The sequence below is a fragment of the Betaproteobacteria bacterium genome, assembly GCA_009377585.1.
In the GTDB taxonomy this organism is placed as follows: Bacteria; Pseudomonadota; Gammaproteobacteria; order Burkholderiales; family WYBJ01; genus WYBJ01.
Map to the genome: position 1 here is coordinate 5,748 of WHTS01000093.1, position 18,314 is coordinate 24,061.

The following is an 18,314-nucleotide window of genomic DNA, read 5'->3' on the forward strand; positions in this document are numbered from 1 at the left end:
CAACCGCCTGCTCGCGATCATCGACAAGCGCCTGGAAAAACTCGAGGCGCTGGAGAAGGTGCAGATCGCCAATCTCACCTTTCGCGAGGAAGCGCCTCGCCCGAGACGGCAATAGCTAGGTCAATTCGCGCGGCTTGGGCGGGAGGAAGACGAGTTTCACCGCGAGATTGGTGCCGAAGCGCAATTGCACGTCGTCGCCCAGGAGCGATGATCCGCGATGCGGCAGGGGCTTGTCGCCGAGGTAGGTGCCATTGGACGATCCCAGGTCGCGCAGGACGATTCCGTCGGCGCATGGCTCGATCTCGGCATGATGGCGCGATATGCGCGGATCGGCCCAGAGTTGGCGCGCGAACGGGGAAAATTCCGGGTCCCGCCCGATTCTCAGCACGCGGTCGATCGGGGTACATGCACCCCACGGCCAGATCAGTACGGCGACCGCCTCGACGCTGCCCGGTCCGGTTCCTGCCGGCGCGAAGCTGCCCACGGCATATGCGCTCTGGCCGAGGGCCGCCGCCTCCGCAGCCGCCGCGATGGCGCTCAACCGCCCCGGCTCGAGTACGGTCGTGCGCACGTTCTCGTTGGGTCCCGTCACTTCGCCGCTTCGCGAGCCGGTCCAGGCGCAGGCGGGAGGCGCCAGCCCGCGCTCGCTCAACCGCGACTCGACGGCGGTGATGAGCCGTCCGACTTCCCGCTCGGCGGCGGCGAGCTTGGGCTTGAACTGGCGGAACATCCAGACTTCCGCCACCGGCCCATGCAGGGGAGCGCCGAGGAAGCGCCGGAAGCCGGCCTGTCCATGGCAAGCGTCATCGAGCTCGGCGCCGGAAAGCTGAAACCAGCGCTCGAGCAAGATCATCTTGAACAACGCAATCGAAACCGGCATCCCGAGCCGCGATTCGACCGCGCCGATCCAGGGCGCGAGCGAGCGCCAGTCGAGCAGCGGCATGGCCCGGTCCAGGAATTCTTCGGGTGCAGCGCCTTCGCTCACCTTGGTTACCCCCGGGCGTCCTGGTGATTCATCCATGATAGGCGTGTACGGCGGCCGCGCAGGCCCAACCGATGTACTAGGAATGCCGGAACCTGCGTCAGCAAGCGATATGCCCGTGGCCTTTTGCTGCTCGGGCAGCCCAATCAGACTGTACGCGTTGCCTGCGCGACCGAGCTTCGAATCCCCGTGGCTTTACGCGGCTCGGGCCGTCGAATGCCTTTGCAGCAATCCGGCAATACAGGCAAGCAATTCGTCCTCCGGGTACGGTTTACCGAAGAAGGCGTCTGCGCCCATTTCCGCCGCGCGCCGCTGGTGTTTCTCCGCCAGTCGCGAGCTCACGATGAGGATCGGTACGGCTGCCGTGCGCGGATCGCCGCGCAACTCGCGCACCAGCTCGAAGCCGTCCATGCGAGGCATTTCCAGATCGAGCACGACCAGTTCGGGAAGCGTGCGCTGGATTTGCTGGAGCGCGTCCTGGCCGTCTTTCGCGGTCGATACCTCGTAGCCCGCGCGCGCCAGCAGGCGGCCGGTCAGACGGCGCACGGTGAGGGAATCGTCGACCACCATGACATGCGCCGGGTCGCTCTGAAGCGCCGCGTCACGCGCAGCCGCGAGCCCGCTGTGGATGCGTGCCGATGGGCGTTCTGCGGCGCACCGCAGCGGGTCGATTACCAGCACCAGCTGGTTGTTGCCGAGCACGGTTGCGCCGCACAAGCCAGGCACCCGCGCGAGCTGTGGGCCCAGCCGCTTCAGCACCGCTTGCTGGTTGCGCACGATTTCGTCGACATGCAATGCCATGCATTGTTCGCCGTTGCGTAGCAGCAGCACCGCGTTGCGGCGGCCGGCCGTGGCCGCCTCGTCTTCCTGGCCGAGGAGCCGACGCAGCCGATGGATCGGGTAGGCGGCTGCGCTTCCTGCGACCATTCCATCCGCATAGGCCTGTGCCAGACTCGCCGCCGTCAGCTCCTCCACCGTTTCCACCAGGTCGGAAGGAATCGCATAGAGCGTCTTCGCGGCGCGCACCAGCAGCACCTCGGCCGTGGCGAGCGCGAGCGGCAGGCGGACACGAAACGTCGTGCCCGCCCCCGGCACCGATGCGACCTCGATGCTGCCGCCGAGCGCAGCGATTTCGGTGCGCGCCACATCGAGCCCGATTCCACGGCCCGAGCTCTCGGTGAGCCGTGGCGCGGTGGACAACCCGGGGGTGAAGATGAGCTCGAACAGCGTCGCGGCGGGAGACTCGTCCGTGCGCGCGAGCAGCCCCAGGCCCTGGGCGGCGCGGCGGATGCGCTCGCTATCCAGGCCGGCGCCGTCGTCGGCGAGCGTGAGCACGAGCTGGAACCCTTGCCTGTGCACAGCGAGATCGATGCGGCCGGTGCACGGCTTGCCAGCCGCGGCGCGCACCGGCGCGGGCTCGATGCCGTGCGCGAGCGCGTTTCGCAGCATGTGTTCGAGCGGCGCGGCCAGGCGCTGCAAGAGGCTGCGGTCCAGCTCGATGGCCTCGCCTTCGATATTGAGCTCGGCATCGCGGCCGAGCGCCCGAGCGCTTTGACGCACCGTGCGCTGCAGGCGCTCGCGCAGCGCGCTGAAGGGCATGCTGCGCAGCCCGATCAACTCCTGCTGCAGATCGCGCGAGACGCGCCCTTGCAACGCCAGCGCGGCTTCGGTCTCGGCCGAGTTCGTGAGCAGGCCCTGCTGGATCATTTGCACGTCGTGCAAGCTCTCGGCCATCATCCGCGTCAATTCCTGCAGGCGGGTGTAGCGGTCGAGCTCCAGTGGATCGAATGCGGGCGGATCGAGCTCGGATTCGCCGCGCGCTGGCTGGCGCGAGCGCGATTGCACCTGGCTGTCCGCCTCGAGCTGGGTCTCGCGCAGCAGCGAGCGCAGCCGCGCCACGCTGTCGGTCAGATCGTGCAGCGAACCTCGCAGTGCTTCCAGTTCGTTCTCGATGCGCAGGCGCACGGTGCTGATCTCGCCCGCCTGGTCGACCAGCCGGTCCACCGACTCGGCGTCGACGCTTACGCTCGGCGCCGACTGCCGGGTCTGCGAATGCGATGCGCTCGCTGCGGGCGTGCGATCCGGCGCGCGCGCGCCGGCCTGTGAATCGGTCGCAGGGGTGGGAAGCTCGAAGGCGCGGATCGATCGGACGATCCGCTCCGCCCCGGTGTCCAGAGCGCCGAGTGAATCCTCGTCGTGGCGACCGCACTCGATCGCCATGCCCACCTGGCTTTCCAGCGCGTGGATGAGCTCCCCGACGTCCATGGCGCCGGCCATGCGCGCGCTGCCTTTGAGCGTGTGCAGCGTGCGCGCCAAAGCGCGAGCGGGCTCGATGGCCGCGGGATGCCGGCGCCAGGCTGCGAGCTCGGCTTCGATGCGCGGCAGCAGCTCGGCGGCTTCCTCCAGAAAGATCGGCAGGAGCTGCGCATCGAGGTGCTCGGGCATGTCGCCGGCATCTACCGGGACGCGCTCTTTCGGCTCGCCAATCGAGTGCGGGCCAGGCTCGGCACCGAGGCGGCGAAGCTTCGCCTGCGCGGCAGCGTCGGGTTCCGGCATGCGGCGGGCGCGAATGCTGGCAAACATCGCGATCAGTGCGTTCAGCGCCGCTTCCAGCGCATCGCGATGATCGGGCGTGAAAGCGGCTTCACACAGCCGCAGCAAACCGTCTTCGAGCTCGGTTGCGAGCGCAGCCACTGCGTCGAATCCGAGCGTGCTGGCGGTGCTGCGCAAGGTGTGGGCGGCGCGAACAAGGCCATCCGGAACCGGCATGGCGGGTGCTTCGCCCCATTGCGCGATCTCCGCTCGCACCGTTTCCAGCAACGCCTCGCTCTCGCCCAGGTAGATCTCGTAGAGCGTGCGCGACAAGCGCACGGCGCCGATCGTGATCTCCTCTTCCACCGGATCGATCGCCGCCGGGGCTTGCGTGGCACCCATATCCAGATCGAATGCGCATGCCTCGAGCTCGGCGCATGGCGCAGATGCGTCGAGCCCATCGAGCCGCTCGCCCACGAGCTGCGCCGCGGTGGCTGGATCGAAGGCGATCGCCTCCTGCGCCATGCTGGCGATCGCCTCCTGCGCCATGCTGGCGATCGTCCCCTGCGCCATGCTGGCGCTCGCCTCGGGTTCGATCGGCACCGGCTCCCCGGGCTCGCGCAAGGCGGCGGCGAGCTCGACGATGCCGGCGTAGGCAGCGACATCGGGCTCAAGTCCCTGCTCGAACGCCTGCACGGTCGCGGCAACCGTTTCCATCGCCTCGCTGATCAGAACCGGCAAGTCGTCGCCTGCCGGCCATTGCGCGTCGAGGAACACGTCGAGCGTTTGCTCCACCTCCCAGGCAAGCGCGGCGAGCGCGTCCAATCCCACCAGGCGAGCGCCGCCCTTCAAGGTGTGGAACGCGCGCCGAATCGCGCTCACAACAGCTGCATTTTCGGGCTCGGCGCGCACGTCAGAGAGCAGGATTCCCAATTCGGCGAGAACGTCGCGCGCCTCGCCGAAATAGACTGCGCGCAACTCCCGAGCGTCGTGTGCTGCCGCCGAATCCGCGGGCCGCGGCGCGCACATCGTAGCCGTCGATCCGTTGCCGGTCGATGGCGCAGCATGGGCCGCGGCCGCATCGGCGGCTGCGGGAATCCAGCCGATGCTGCCCGCCGGATGCGCGTCGTCGCGGCTCAGGCGCTGCACGAACCCGAGCAGGATCTCCTCGTTCGGCGTTTCGCCGTGGCACACGTTGTCGAGATAGAAGCCGAGACAGGACAGGCCGTCGGCCACCCATTCGAGCGCAGCGCGCGTGAGCGAAGCATCGGCCGAAGCGCTCAACCGCATCAGGTGCAGGCAGGCGGAAAGCACGCCGTTGGCGCGGCTCAATCCCAGCATCTTGAGCGCTCCGGCGATCTGGCGCACGGGCGCTTCGAGCGTACCGATGCGGCTGCGCAAGTCCGGGTCGCGCGCGATCTCGTCCACGGTCTGCTCGACGCCCTTCAGATTCGTCAGGATCTCGCGCGCCACCTGCGCGCGTACTTCCGCATAGTGCTGGCGCTGGGTGATGTCGTCGCGCGGAGCGCCGATCCCGAGCGCGGGCACGCCGCTCGGCTTGAGCGCATCCAGCAGCCACCCCACCATCACCGAGACCTGCTGATCGATGTCCGCGGGCGGGCTGGTGAAATGTTCCAGCATCCCTTCCATGAACAACAATGCTGCCGCCATCTCCAGGGCCAGCACCTCGTTCGACACCGGATAAGCTTCGGGCAGCTTCAGTGCGATCAGACCGACGATGTCGAGCAGGCGCACCAGGCGGTAATGCCCGAGATCGCGCGCGACCGACTTGAGCGCAGCCGCCTGGGAGCGCAGGCGCTGCAGATCCTCGCCGCTGCCCGCCGCGTACCGAGCCCAGGCTTCTTCCATCGCCAGCAGTTTCTGCCGCATCTGCTCGAGCACCGGTGCGAGCGCCGAGACGTCGTACTCGAGCGTGCCGGAGAGACAGAACTCCGGCAGCTGCGCATCGAGCTGGTAGAGCGACTTGATGTCGCAAACACGGGCGCATAGCGGCGCCGCGGCGGCGATGCGATAGAGCATGTCGCGCATGAGGCCGGTCGCATCGCAGCCAGCGCCGCCGCCGGTGACATCGCGCATGAGACGTTCGAGACGCACCAGAATCGGCTTGAGCGCGACGCGCTCGGCGTCCTCGTCGTTGTGCAGCAGAAGGTCGATGAGGCCGGCGGCCACCCACCATGTCCCGACCGGTGCTGCCAGTTGATCGCCGACCAGATCCAACGTGTCCAGTGCGCCGCGCATGGCCTGCAAAGCGTGCGGGTCGTTCGGCTGCCTGAGCCATCCCACCAACCCGCGCTGGAAGCGCGCGCGCGCCGCGGATACATGACGTTCGCGTTGCGCGTCGTCGAGACGATCGGGGCAACGTGCGTGTACCGGTATGGCGCTCACGTCGGGGAAGAACAGCTCGTTTTCGGTGATGTTGCCGCGTTCGCACAGCTCGCCCAGCTCCCGGTACATGGGGAAGAGCTTCAGCGGAACGTCGGCCTCGCCCTTGTCGAGGTCATCGAGGAACTGCGAGAGCGCAAACAGCGCCCGGTCCATGACCGAGACCGTCAGCTCATTGAGCCGCGCCGGGGCCGCGGCGAAGCCTTGCACGGCCTGTTCGAGCGCGCTGCAAAAGCGCGCGGCGCCTTCCAGGTTCAGCATCTGCAGCGCGCCGCGGATGTGGCTGACCGGCTGCACGCATTCGGCCAGGCGCTCGGCCCGTTCCACCGGTTCGTGCAGGGTGCGGGCGAGTGCCGCGCGCGCGAGATCGAGGGAGCGATCGATCTCGCCTTTGAGCCAGCTCAACGGCGTGGCGATCGGAGTCGTTTCGGCGCTCATGAAGGTCGGGAGACTTTGAAACCGGCGACCGACTGCTTCAGCTCGCGCGCCAGCCCGGCGAGCTGCGCGCTGCGATCGGCGCTGCGGCGCGTGCCGTCGGTGGTGAGCTCGGTGATGCGCAGGATGTCGCGCATCGCCGCGTGGATGCGCTCGGAGGCATCGCGCTGTTCGCGCGTCGCGAGCGAAATCGCGGCGATCAGGCGGGCGAGCTCGCGCGAAACCTGTTCGATGCGGGCGAGCGCCTCGCCGGCGGCATACGCCAGCCCGGTCTGTTCGACCACGCGCTCGGTGCTGCGCTCCATCGCCGAAGTGGCATCCTGGGTATCGGCCTGGATCGCCTTGACCACGGCATTGAGCTGCTGGGCAGCCTGTGCCGAGCGCGCAGCCAGCCGCTGCACCTCTTCGGCGACCGGTCCGAAGCTGCGCCCGGTGCTGCTGCCCGCATTGGCCTGAATGGCCGCATTGACCGCGAGCACCTCGGTGCGCTGCGTGATATCGCTGATGAGATCGACGATCTCGCCAATCTCCTGCGAGCTCTCGCCGAGCCGCTTGATGCGCTTGGCGGTCTGCTGCATCTGGCTGCGGATCGACTCCATGCCGGCCACCGAGCGCCGGACCGAGCCCGAGCCCTCGGCCGCCGCAGCGAGCGAGACGCCGGCGACGCGGGTGGATTCGGCGGCCCGGTCGGAGACCTGCATGACCGATGCCGTCACGGCGGCCAACGATGCCGATGTCGTGGCGATTTCCTGCGACTGGCGCTGGGAAGCGTTCAGCAGCTCGCCGCTGTTGGTCTGCGCTTCCGCGCAGGCTTCGGCCAGCCGCGTCGCTGCCGCGTTCATGCCGGCGACCAGGCGGCGCAGCTCACCGACCGCGTAATTGATCGCGTCGGCGATCGCACCGGTTGCTTCGTCGCTCACGCTCGCTCGCACCGTGAGATCGCCTTGCGCGAGCGTGCTGATCTCGTCGAGCAGCCGCAGGATCGCCTGCTGCGTGCGCTGGTTCGCCTGGCGATCGCGGGTGGCGTTGCGCAGGTTCTCCGCGGCCCGCTGCTCCGCATCGTCCAGCACGACCTTGCCGATCCACAGCAGGCACACGAAGGCGAGGCCCGCGGCCATCAAGGCCGCCCAGATGTAGTGGCTCGGCGCGCGCTCCCGCTGCACATCGCGCGCAACCAATCGGGCCGCGTCCTCGAACAGCGGATCGGTTGCGTCCACCAGCGTGCGGGCGGCGGCCTGGGCCTGCGTGAGCGCAGGCAGCAATGCCGATATGCGCTCGATGGCTTCGGCATAGGGGACGAGCGCGTCGCGCAGTGCCGCGACGCTTTCGTGCCCGTCCGCGCCAGGTCGCTCCGACAGCAGGGCGCGCACGCCGGCCTGCATAGTCTCGGCATGCTCCACCAACCGGCGCAGTGCGTCCGCGTCGCGCACGTTCGCCCTGAGCGCCGTCTGCGCCGCGCGCCCGATCGCCATGCTCGACGCCAGTTGCCGCAGCGGCGTAGTCGCCGTCTGTGCGGGCGATGCATCCTCCGCTGCTGCGGACACGCGCTGCCACAGCATCTCGACGCGTTGCGCGTCCGCCGCCAGGCTTTTCTGGCGCGCGCCGAGCTCGACGATCGCACTGCGTTGCGCGAGCACGGTCTGCAGTTGCGCTCCAGCGCCGAGCCAGCGCGTTCGCAGCGCTTCCAGGGCCGCGCCTTGCGCGGCCGAGTCGGTTTCGACGGCGCCCAGCGTACCGAGTGCGGCGGCGAAGCGTTGCCCGCAGGCGTGCAGCACCTCGAACGCCTGCGCTTCGCCCGCAGCCGCGCGTGGCGAATAAGCGGCGATGCGCTGAGAGAGCATCTGCAGCTCGGCGGAGCGGGCACGATACAGTGCCTCTTGCGCTTCCTCGCGCCGATCCAGCACGACGAAGATGGTCGCGGCGAGCAGCAAGGCCGATGCGGCAATGGCGAGCAGCTGGAAGCTGCGCGGCGCAGCGGGCAGGCGGGCGTTACCTTGCGCCGGTCTGGTCGTGGCTGGTGTCGCGACGACGGCGCGCCCCATTGCGCCGATCTCATCCGGGCGTTCCTGCGCGGCTGCCTGCTCGGCAGCGGGAAGCGGGACGTTCGGGCCGAGACGCGAGGATTCGAGCGTCATGGTCGGCTACGCCGGCAGCTCGATGCGAAGGAAATCCGGATGTCCCAGCAAGCCGTGCATGCTCAGCGCCGTCCAGCGTTGCTCGTCCGGGTCGCGATAGAGGCCTTCGATCCAGGGCGCCTGCGGCACGCCGTCCGGCTCTCGCACGAAGCGATCGAACGGCTGCAGGCCGAGCACGCAACCGACCAGCAGCGCGCTGTTGATGCGGTGGCATTGCGCGACGACGGCGAGCCGCGCGCGCTCGCCGGCTTCGGTCTGGGCGCCGCCGAAAAAAGCGTTGAGATCGACCACTGCGACCGGATTGCCGCGAATGCTGGTCACGCCCGCGAACCAGTGCCGGGTGAAAGGCACTTCGGTCAGCTCGGGCACGGGAATGACCTCGTTCACGTCGGCCAGGTCGATGAGCCAATGGTCGTCGCCGAGCTGTATGCCCAGGCGCGAGCCGTCGCCGGCTACGGTGCTGCCGCCGTGCGCGCCCTCAGTCGCGCCCGAAGCGTCGGAGTCGAAGGTCGCAGTCATGGGGGCGTGCGCCTCAGCCGAGGCGGGCAAGGGTCTCCAGCAGGCGGGCGCGTTGCACGGGCTTCACCAGAACCTCGCGCGCACCCTGGCGCAGCGCCCAGATCCGGTCGGTTGGCTGGCTTTTGGACGTGCACACGATGACCGGGATGTCGCGGGTCGCATCGTTGCGCTGGAGCTCGCGCGTCGCTTCGAAGCCGTTCTTTCCCGGCATGACGATGTCCATGAGGATGGCATCGGGGCGCTCGGTGCGGATGCGCATCTGCGCCTCCTCGGCGCTGGCGACCGCGATGACGACGTAGCCGCCGCTTGCCAGCATCTCGGCCAGGACGTGCCGGTCGGTGGCGGAATCGTCGACCACCATGACGGTTCGGATGGGCACGGCGCGATCCGGGCTAGACGCGGGCCGGCACGTGATCGAATACCGCCTTGAGCAGCGCGTCGCGTGTGAACGGCTTGGTGATGTAGAGATCGGAGCCGGCGAGCCGGCCGCGCGCGCGATCGAACAGCCCGTCCTTGCTCGACAGCATGATGACCGGCGTGGCGGCGAACTTCGGATGACGCTTGATCAGCGCGCAGGTCTGATAGCCGTCCAGCCGCGGCATCATGACGTCGACGAAAATGAGCTGCGGCCGCTGATCGGTGATCTTGACCAGCGCATCGAACCCGTCCTCGGCGAGGAGGACTTCGCACCCGGCCTCGGTCAGGTACAGCTCGGCGCTGCGACGAATGGTGTGCGAATCGTCGATGACGAGTACGCGGATGGGCGAGTGCGCTTCTTGTTCCAACGTGCTACCCCTTCTCGAGCCGAGTTTCGGGCGCACCGCATCACGGCATGACACACCGTGAACGACTTGCGCTCAAAATCCTCCGCCGCATGAACCCTTCGGCGTACGGCCTTACACGCCGCGGGCTGGTAGCGCGGTCCTGACTGCGCGGACCGGTTTCTTGTATTGGGACGGTATTGTTGCATATCGCTCCCGCGTGTCAATGGCGGGTCAGAGCCGATTCGACCCGATTGCTCGGTGCTATCCTTTGGGGCGGGGTGCTCGCCGCGGGCCCGATCGGGTGCATGCGGCCAGGCTGAACAGGTGCCACATGCCAACTTTTCGTCATGGATACAGCGCCAACGCCGACTGGCGGCGGGCGGCGCACGCATGCCTGGAGCAGCTCGGCTCCGGCGGCGGGACGCTGGGCTTTCTCTACGCCACCGACTACTTCGCTTCCGACCTGGGCCTCATCCTGGAGGAAATGAAGGAGGCGACCGGGGTGCCGCATTGGGTGGGTACCGTGGGGATGGGGGTGCTTGCGACCGGGCGCGAGCTGGTCGACGAGCCCGCGCTGGTCGCCATGGTCGGCGACCTGGACCGCAACGCATTCCGGGTCTTCGGCACGGTGCGCGCGACCGCGAACATTGCCGGCGCGGCGCTGCGCTGCGCCGGAGGCGACACCAATTTCGCCGTCGTGCATGCCGATCCGACCAATGCCGAGATTGCGGCGCTGGTGAGCGCGCTGTCCGGGAAGGTCGAAAGCGGCTTCCTGGTCGGGGGCCTCACGAGCTCGCGCCGGCTCAATCCCCAGATCGCCGACGCCATCACCGAGGGCGGCGTCTCGGGCGTGGTGTTCACCGAGGACGTGGCGGTTGCAACGCGGCTCACGCAGGGCTGCTCGCCGATCGGGCCCAAGCACACGATCACCGAATGCCAGCGCAACATCATCCTGTCGATCGACGGCAAGCCTGCGCTCGACGTGATGCGCGAAGATCTGGGCGAGCGCCTGGGCAAGGATCTGAACCGCATCGGCGGCCAGATCTTCGTCGGCCTGCCCATCCGCGGCAGCGACACCGGAGACTACCTGGTGCGCAATCTGCTTGGCATCGACCCGCAGAGCAAGCTGGTCGCGATCGGCGAGCTGGTCGAGCAGGGTCAACACGTCATGTTTTGCCGGCGCGACCTCGATTCCGCCGTCGAGGACATGAACCGCATGCTGGAGAGCATCAAGAAAGGGCTCTTCGGCAAGCCCAAGGGCGGCGTTTACTACTCTTGCCTGGCGCGTGGGCCGAACCTGTTCGGACGCAAGTCCGAAGAGCTCGGGCTCATCCGCGATGCGCTGGGCGAATTTCCGCTCGTGGGCTTCTTCTGCAACGGCGAGATCTCGCACAACCGGCTCTACGGTTACACCGGCGTGCTGACGCTGTTCGTCTGATGGCGCGCTCGCGCAAATCGCGCTCGCGCCGCTAGCCCGTGCGATCTGCCTCGATGGCCTGGATGGATCGCTCGCCGGCGGCTCGGTCGATTGCCGCCGCGAGCGGCTCGCCCGTTGCGCGAACGACACCACGCGACTTCGCCGGAACCTCGCGAACATCCCCGACCGCCTGACACCGCTTATGTTCGAATGGCTCCTCAGTTACAAGGATTGGCTCACGCTCGGCCAGACCCTTTCGCCGCATGATCTGGTGGCGGTCGCGTTCTTTGTCGGCGTGTGGTACGGCTATTCCCGCTTCGCCATCTGGTACGGCCGAAAGGTGCCCAGCCTGCAGGGCGTGATGGATGTCATGCGCCGTACCTGGGCGCTGCGCATGATCGAGCGCGACAACCGCATGGTGGACGTGAACATCGTGCGCAACCTCACGCGCAGCTCGCAGTTCTTCGCCTCGACCACGCTGCTCATCCTGGGCGCGCTCATCGCCTTGCTGGGTTACGTGCAGCGCGCCGCCGATGTCGTCTCCGAGCTGCCGTTCGCGATCGAGGCGAGCCATCGGCTGTGGGACATCAAGATCCTGCTCCTGATCGCAATCTTCGTCTATTCGTTCTTCAAGTTCTCCTGGTCGATTCGCCAGTTCGGATTCTGCTCGATGGTCATCGGTGCGGCGCCGGCGTCACCGCAGGACGCGCAGGAAAGCGCCAGCGATGTTGCCAACCTGAGCTTGATCGTCTCGTTCGCGAGCGGCAATTTCAACCAGGGTCTGCGCTCGTATTATTTCGCGATGGCCGCGTTGTCGTGGTTCCTGCATCCATGGCTCATGGTGGCGACCACGCTGTGGGTCGTGCGGGTGCTCTATACGCGCGAGTTCCATTCGCGCACGCTGAACGTGCTGCGGGGCGGCGGAATCGAGATCGCTACCTCGCGCGAATCGCGACAGGTATGGCGTTGATACGGCAAGACGATCCATGCCATCCCTCACCCCCCGCCCCTCTCCCGAGGGGAGAGGGGCGCGTTCAGCGGAAAGTGTCTTTCCACCACTTTCCGAGGGCTAATTTCGAAGGGAGATCCCGATGTTCAATCCGTTCCAGCAGGTGCAGCTCATCCAGGCCGAGCTGTTCATGTCGATGCCGAAAGCCTTTCGCAACAAGCGCAGGAGCGGCTGGTCCGATCCGAACCGGCAGGGGGCGGAAGTCGAGTGCTTCCTGGAGGGACCGTCGTTCGATCGCGCGGGCAACCTCTACTTCGTCGACATTCCGTTCGGGCGCGTCTTCAAGATCACGACCTCGAAACAGTGGGAGCTGGTGTGCGAGTACGACGGCTGGCCGAACGGGCTCAAGATCCACAAGGACGGCACCATCTACATCGCCGACTACAAGCGCGGCCTGCTCGTCCTGGACGAGAAGCGCGGGCGGGTCGATCCGGTTCTCGAAACGCAGTACAGCGAGGGGTTCAAGGGCCTGAACGACCTGCACTTCGCATCCAACGGCGATCTCTACTTCACCGACCAGGGCCAGACCGGGATCGTCGACCCGACCGGCTACGTGTATCGGCTGAGCGCGAACGGAGAATTGCGCCGGCTCGCCAACAACATCCCGAGCCCCAACGGCATCACGCTCTCGACCACCGAGAAGCACTGCTATGTGGCGGTGACGCGCGCCCAGCAGGTGTGGCGCCTGCCGCTCATGGCCGACGGCTCGGTGTCCAAGACCGGCGTGGCGATCCAGCTCTCGGGGGGTGCTGCCGGCCCCGACGGGATCGAGATGGATGCCGACAACGGCCTATGCGTATGCCATCTCGGTGTCGGCGTATGGCGCTTCGACGCCAACATGCTGCCCACGCACCTGGTGCACTCGCCCGACCCGCACCATCATCACCTCGCCAACATCGCCTTCGGCGGCCCGGACTTGAAGACGCTCTACATCACCGAGTCGCTCTCGGGCGATATCCTGGTTGCGCAGATGCCGGTCGCCGGCAAGAAGCTGTACGCTCATATGTAGGCAAGCAAGCGCCGGAGTCCATGATCATGTCCAGTCGAGAACCGCCTTCCTATCTCCGAACGCTCGCCGAATTTGCCGCCACGACGCGGCTGGAGGACGTGAGCGAAGCGGCGCGCGAGCGCGCGCGCCTGATCATCGCCGATTGCATCCCCGTGATCGCGGCCGGCATGCAGCAGCCCGAGATGAAGGCGTTGGTTGCGCGCCATCTCGATCGTGCGGGCGCCGGCAACGCCTGGGTGATCGGTGCGGGCAGGCGCGCCGGCGCTCTGGACGCGGCACTCTTGAACGGCACCGCGGGCACCTGGCTCGAGCTCGACGAAGGCAACCTGTTCGCCAAGGGCCATCCGGGAATACAGGTCGTGCCTGCCGCCATCGCGGTGGCGCAGGAGGCCGCGGTCTCAGGCGCCGACCTGCTGCTGGCGGTCGCCCTGGGCTACGAGCTTTCGTCGCGCATCAGCCGCGCCGCGAACGTGAAATTGAGCGTGCATCCGCACGGAACCTACGGCGTCATCGGGGCCGCGATCGCCGTCGGCAAGCTCAGGGGCTTCACCGCGCCGCACATGCTCGAGCTCATCAACTGTGCCTCCACCATGGGCATGGCCACGAGCCGCCAGACCTTGCTCGACGGTGCGACTGTGCGCAACATCTTCACCGGTCATTCGGGTTATATGGGGCAGATGGCCGCGCAGCTGGTCGCGTGCGGCTTCACCGGCGAGATCGACAGCGTCTCCTCGGTCTACGGCAAGGTGCTTTCCGATACCTTCGATCTCGAACGGGTGATCGCGGGGCTCGGCGCCGAATGGCTGATCGCGCAGAGCTATTTCAAGCTCCACCCCACCGGCCGCTACGTCCATTCGGCGATCGATGCACTGGAAGATCTGCTTGGGCTCGTGCCGGGCGGGCGGCTCGACGTAGCGCAGATCGAGCGCGTCGAGGTGCGCGCGTACATGCTCGCCGCGATGCTGGCGGAGAAAAACATCGTCAGCAGCTTCGGCGCGCGCTTCTCCGTGCCGTTCGCGCTTGCCAGCATCCTGGTGCATGGGCGCTCCGGGCTCGCCGCCTTCGATGATGCCGCGGTGTCGAATCCACAGGTACAGGCGCTGGCACAGCGCGTCGATCTCGCGGAGGAGCCGGCGTTCACCGCCCGCTACCCGGCCGAGCAGCCGGTGGCGCTTCGCATCGTGATGCGTAACGGCACCGAGCACGCGGGAAGCTGCATCGTGACCAAAGGCGAGCCGGCCAAGCCGCACAGTGCGCAGGAGCTGGCGGACAAATTCTTCGATCTTGGCGAGCCGGTGTGGGGAAAAGAGACCGCGCGCGCGCTCCATGCCGGCCTGATGCGGCTCGAGCAGCTCGGCGAGTTTCGCGCCTTCGCCGACCGGTTCGCGTTGTAACGTCGATCGTCGCCCGGCTGCTCAATCGAGCTGGATGTTCGCCGCCCGCGCGACCTCGCCCCAGCGCTTGATCTCGGCTCGCACGTAGCGGCCGAATTCTTCCGGCGTGCTGCCGATCACCTCGATTGCAGAGGCTGAAAAACGCTTGCGCACTTCCGTGTCGTGCAGCGCCTGGTTGATGGCGCTGTTGAGCCGCTCGACAATCGCGCGCGGCGTTCCCTTGGGCGCGAGCATCCCGTACCACAAGCCCGCTTCCATGCCGCTGAAGCCGCTTTCGGCGAAGGTCGGCACATCGGGCAGGAGCGCCAGGCGCTTGTCGTTCGCCGCGGCCAGCGCGCGCAGCCGACCGGCTTTGACGTGCCCGAGGAAAGGCGGCGGGCCGTCGATCATGAAGTGGACCTGGCCGGCGATCAGGTCGGGCACGGCCGCTCCCGTGCCCTTGTACGGGATGTGCAGGATGTCGACGCCTGCCTTGAGCTTGAAGAGCTCGGCCACCAGGTGCGGCGGACTGCCGTTGCCCGCGCTGGAATAGCGATACTTGCCTGGATTGGCCTTCAGGTGCGCGACCAACTTTTTGACGCTGGTGGCCGGCACCGAGGTGTGCGCGAACATCACCAGCGGGATGCGAACCATAAGCCCAAGCGGTTCGAAACTTCCGATCGGATCGTAGGGAATCTTCTTGTAAAGATTCGGCCCGATGCCGTGCGTGGTCATGGTTGCTTCGTACAGCGTGTAGCCGTCGGGCGCTGCGCGCGCGACCAGATCCCCACCGATCATGCCGGAAGCGCCGGCGCGGTTGTCGACCACGACCGTCTGACCGAGCAGCTCGCCGAGCTTCTGTCCGACCGTGCGCGCGGTCAGATCGGCCGAGCCTCCCGGTGAGAAGCCCACGATGACGCGGATCGGCTTGCTCGGGTAATCCGCAGTATCAGCAGCCGTCGCGAGATGCGGCGCCGCCGTCAGCGCGAGCGCCGCGCCGATGCCGAGCAGGGTTGTGCGCCGCCGGTGGGCAATGCCGCAGGCTGCGTTCGAATGAGCAAGCATCGATCTTCCTCTCACGGCGACGGCGCGATTCCGAATGGGTGTTCCGTCGGATCATACGGCTCGGGCCTTGGCCGGTAAAGGCGATCGACGGAACGATGCGGCACAGCCGAGGACCGCCGTACGCGAATATCTACTCGGCCAGTTTCTTCAGCTCGTAGATGAGCTCCAGTGCGGCGCGCGGGCTCAACGCATCCACGTCAGTCTCACGCAGCCTTGCGCACGCCGGGTGCGGCTCGGCCGGCGTCGTCGCATCGGCCGGTTCGTCGGCGCGGAAAAGATCCAGCTGCGGCGTTGTCCCTGCGCCTTCGTTCTCGAGCCGCACGAGATAGCGCCGAGCCGCGCGGATGACGGCTGCGGGCACACCCGCGAGTTGCGCCACCTGGATGCCGTAGCTCTGGCTTGCCGGTCCTTCGCGCAGCGCGTACAGAAACACGATCCGGTCCTTGTGCTCGACGGCGTCGAGATGCACGTTTGCGACCGTAGCGAAGTCGGAAGCGAGTCGCGTCAGCTCGAAATAGTGCGTGGCGAAGAGCGTAAGACTGCGGTTCACCTCGATCAGGTGGCGCGCGATCGCCCAGGCGAGCGCGAGCCCGTCGAAGGTCGACGTGCCGCGTCCCACTTCGTCCATGAGCACCAGGCTCGATGCGGTTGCGTTGCGCAGTATCCCGGCGCTTTCGGTCATCTCCACCATGAAGGTGGAGCGGCCGCCGGCAAGATCGTCCGAGGCACCGATGCGCGTGAAGATCTGGTCGATGGGGCCGATGCGCGCGCGGCGGGCGGGCACGAACGAACCGGCACGCGCCAGCAGGGTGACGAGCGCGACCTGGCGCATGTAGGTGCTCTTGCCCCCCATGTTCGGCCCGGTGATGAGCAGAAGCCCGCGCTCCGGGCCGAGCTGGGTGTCGTTGGCGATGAAGTCCGCCACCTGTCGTTCCACCACCGGATGGCGGCCGGCTTCGATCTCGATGCCGGGCTCGTCCGAGATGAGCGGTTGGGCGAGATCGAGCGCGGCTGCGCGCTCGGCGAGACAGGCAGCCGCATCCAGCGCGGCCAGCGCCCCGGCGGCCTGCTGCAGCGGTGCAAGCGCCGCGCCCAGTTCGTCGAGCAAAGCGTCGTAGAGCAGCTTTTCGCGCGCCAGGGCGCGCTCCTGCGCCGACAGCGCCTTGTCCTCGAACGCCTTCAGCTCCGGGGTGATGTAGCGCTCGGCGTTCTTCAGCGTCTGGCGCCGGCGATAGTCGTCGGGGACGCGCTCCGCGTTGGCGCGGCTCACTTCGATGTAGAAGCCGTGCACGCGGTTGTATTCGACCTTCAGGCTGGCGATGCCGGTGCGTGCGCGCTCGCGGCTTTCGAGCTCCAGCAGGAAGTCGCCGCAATGCGTCTGGATCGCGCGCAGCGCGTCCAACTGGGCATCGAAACCATCGGCGATGACGCCGCCATCGCGCACGACCGCGGCCGGTTCGGGATGCAGCACCGTGCGCAGCCGCTCGCCGATCGCCGGCTCGATGCGCAAGCCGGATGCGAGCGAGCGCAGCAGCGGCGCATCGAGCCCGTCCAGCGTCGCTACGATGGCAGGCAGGCGTAACAGCGCATCGCGCAAGCCGGCGAGATCGCGCGGGCGCGCGCTTTTCAATGCGATACGGGCGCCGATGCGCTCGATATCGGCAATCCGGGCGAGCGATTGGCGCACGCGCTCGTAAGGTCCTCCGCCTGCGCCGCCACGCAATTGCGCGACCGCCTCGAGCCGCTGGCGCACCTGATCGCTGTCCCGCAGCGGGTGATGCAGCGCATTGCGCAGCCAGCGGCTGCCCATGGCGGTGGCGCAGGAGTCGAGCACCGCGAACAAGGTCGGCGCCGGCTCGCCTCGCAGCGTCTCGCTCAGCTCCAGATTGCGCCGGGTGGCGGCATCCATGCGCACGAACGCGTCGTCGTGCTCGACCTCGATCGATGCCACGTGCGCGAGCGCGCTGCGCTGCGTGCTTCGGACATAATCGAGCAGCACCCCGGCGGCGGCAACGGCGGCATCCAGCCCTTCGCAGCCGAAAGCGTCGAGGGAGTGGATCTGGAAATGCCGGCAGAGGAGATCGGTCGCGCGCCGGGCGTCGAAATCGCGCTTCGGATAGCGCCGCAGCGCGCACCTGAGCGATAGCGCCGACAGATCCAGTTCCTCCGGCAGGATGATCTCCGCCGGCCGCAGCCGTTCCAGCTCGGCGGCGAGATTCGCGCGGTCGGTCTGGAGGATGCGAAAACGTCCGGCTGCGAGGCTCATCCAGGCTAGCCCCAGCGCGCGGCCGTCCGGTGCGATCGCAGCCACGATGTTGTCGCGCTTGTCGTCGAGCAGCGCCGCATCGGTGAGTGTGCCCGGCGTGACGATGCGGGCGACCTGACGCTCGACCGGGCCCTTGGATGTCGCCGGATCGCCGATCTGCTCGCAAATCACCACCGGCTCCCCCATCCGGACCAGGCGCGCCAGGTATTGCTCCACTGCATGGTACGGGACGCCGGCCATGCGGATCGGCTGGCCGGCGGAATTGCCGCGCGTGGTGAGGGTAATGTCGAGCAGGCGGGCGGCCTTTTCCGCGTCGTCGAAGAACAGCTCGTAGAAATCCCCCATGCGGTAGAACAACAGCATGTCGGGATGCTGCGCCTTGATGCTCAAGTACTGCTGCATCAT

The 18,314-nt window shown here is 67.5% G+C and carries 12 protein-coding genes; 4 read left to right on the forward strand and 8 right to left on the reverse strand.

The window, feature by feature from the left end; all coding sequences use genetic code 11:
• Positions 1-115 precede the first annotated feature (115 nt).
• The 6 genes from GEV05_22750 to GEV05_22775 form a co-directional block, all read right to left on the reverse strand.
• Positions 116-1,021: an FHA domain-containing protein gene (locus GEV05_22750; protein ID MPZ46150.1), complete on the reverse strand. Its 906-nt coding sequence runs from the start codon at positions 1,019-1,021 to the stop codon at positions 116-118.
• Between the two features lie 156 nt (positions 1,022-1,177).
• On the reverse strand, positions 1,178-6,355 hold the full coding sequence (locus GEV05_22755; protein MPZ46151.1) for a response regulator: 5,178 nt from the start codon (positions 6,353-6,355) through the stop codon (positions 1,178-1,180).
• Positions 6,352-8,487 carry a methyl-accepting chemotaxis protein gene (locus tag GEV05_22760; protein MPZ46152.1) on the reverse strand — a complete coding sequence of 712 codons (2,136 nt, stop codon included), beginning with the start codon at positions 8,485-8,487 and terminating at the stop codon, positions 6,352-6,354. Before GEV05_22760 ends, GEV05_22755 begins: the two co-directional genes overlap by 4 nt.
• 6 nt (positions 8,488-8,493) lie before the next feature.
• Positions 8,494-9,006, reverse strand: a complete 513-nt coding sequence (locus GEV05_22765) for a chemotaxis protein CheW (GenBank protein MPZ46153.1) — start codon at positions 9,004-9,006, stop codon at positions 8,494-8,496.
• Between the two features lie 13 nt (positions 9,007-9,019).
• Positions 9,020-9,385, reverse strand: coding sequence for a response regulator (locus GEV05_22770; GenBank protein MPZ46154.1), 366 nt, complete (start codon positions 9,383-9,385; stop codon positions 9,020-9,022).
• 13 nt (positions 9,386-9,398) lie between these two features.
• Positions 9,399-9,791: a response regulator gene (locus GEV05_22775; protein MPZ46155.1), complete on the reverse strand. Its 393-nt coding sequence runs from the start codon at positions 9,789-9,791 to the stop codon at positions 9,399-9,401.
• 310 nt (positions 9,792-10,101) lie between these two features.
• On the opposite strand from GEV05_22775, the gene GEV05_22780 reads away from it, so the two are divergent.
• From GEV05_22780 to GEV05_22795, 4 genes are all read left to right on the forward strand, one after another.
• Positions 10,102-11,208, forward strand: coding sequence for a histidine kinase (locus GEV05_22780; protein ID MPZ46156.1), 1,107 nt, complete (start codon positions 10,102-10,104; stop codon positions 11,206-11,208).
• A gap of 181 nt (positions 11,209-11,389) precedes the next feature.
• Positions 11,390-12,157, forward strand: a complete 768-nt coding sequence (locus GEV05_22785) for a DUF599 family protein (GenBank protein MPZ46157.1) — start codon at positions 11,390-11,392, stop codon at positions 12,155-12,157.
• Between the two features lie 121 nt (positions 12,158-12,278).
• Positions 12,279-13,205: an SMP-30/gluconolactonase/LRE family protein gene (locus tag GEV05_22790; protein ID MPZ46158.1), complete on the forward strand. Its 927-nt coding sequence runs from the start codon at positions 12,279-12,281 to the stop codon at positions 13,203-13,205.
• 20 nt (positions 13,206-13,225) lie between these two features.
• Entirely contained in the window at positions 13,226-14,599 is a 1,374-nt protein-coding gene (locus GEV05_22795; GenBank protein MPZ46159.1) for an MmgE/PrpD family protein, read from the forward strand.
• A gap of 21 nt (positions 14,600-14,620) precedes the next feature.
• On the opposite strand, the gene GEV05_22800 is transcribed toward GEV05_22795, so the two are convergent.
• Together GEV05_22800 and mutS are read right to left on the reverse strand one after the other, a co-directional pair.
• The gene (locus tag GEV05_22800; GenBank protein ID MPZ46160.1) at positions 14,621-15,643 is read right to left on the reverse strand and encodes an ABC transporter substrate-binding protein; all 1,023 of its coding nucleotides are present in this window, start codon (positions 15,641-15,643) and stop codon (positions 14,621-14,623) included.
• A 130-nt stretch (positions 15,644-15,773) separates the two neighbouring features.
• Positions 15,774-18,314 carry a DNA mismatch repair protein MutS gene (gene mutS / locus GEV05_22805; GenBank protein MPZ46161.1) on the reverse strand — a complete coding sequence of 847 codons (2,541 nt, stop codon included), beginning with the start codon at positions 18,312-18,314 and terminating at the stop codon, positions 15,774-15,776.

Excerpts from the sequence above, each read along its gene's own strand:
- GEV05_22750 (MPZ46150.1), bottom strand. The coding sequence starts at position 1,021 with ATGGATGAATCACCAGGACGCCCGGGGGTAACCAAGGTGAGCGAAGGC.
- GEV05_22755 (MPZ46151.1), bottom strand. The coding sequence starts at position 6,355 with ATGAGCGCCGAAACGACTCCGATCGCCACGCCGTTGAGCTGGCTCAAA.
- GEV05_22760 (MPZ46152.1), bottom strand. The coding sequence starts at position 8,487 with ATGACGCTCGAATCCTCGCGTCTCGGCCCGAACGTCCCGCTTCCCGCT.
- GEV05_22765 (MPZ46153.1), bottom strand. The coding sequence starts at position 9,006 with ATGACTGCGACCTTCGACTCCGACGCTTCGGGCGCGACTGAGGGCGCG.
- GEV05_22780 (MPZ46156.1), top strand. The coding sequence starts at position 10,102 with ATGCCAACTTTTCGTCATGGATACAGCGCCAACGCCGACTGGCGGCGG.
- GEV05_22785 (MPZ46157.1), top strand. The coding sequence starts at position 11,390 with ATGTTCGAATGGCTCCTCAGTTACAAGGATTGGCTCACGCTCGGCCAG.
- GEV05_22790 (MPZ46158.1), top strand. The coding sequence starts at position 12,279 with ATGTTCAATCCGTTCCAGCAGGTGCAGCTCATCCAGGCCGAGCTGTTC.
- GEV05_22795 (MPZ46159.1), top strand. The coding sequence starts at position 13,226 with ATGATCATGTCCAGTCGAGAACCGCCTTCCTATCTCCGAACGCTCGCC.
- GEV05_22800 (MPZ46160.1), bottom strand. The coding sequence starts at position 15,643 with ATGCTTGCTCATTCGAACGCAGCCTGCGGCATTGCCCACCGGCGGCGC.
- mutS (MPZ46161.1), bottom strand. The coding sequence starts at position 18,314 with ATGATGCAGCAGTACTTGAGCATCAAGGCGCAGCATCCCGACATGCTG.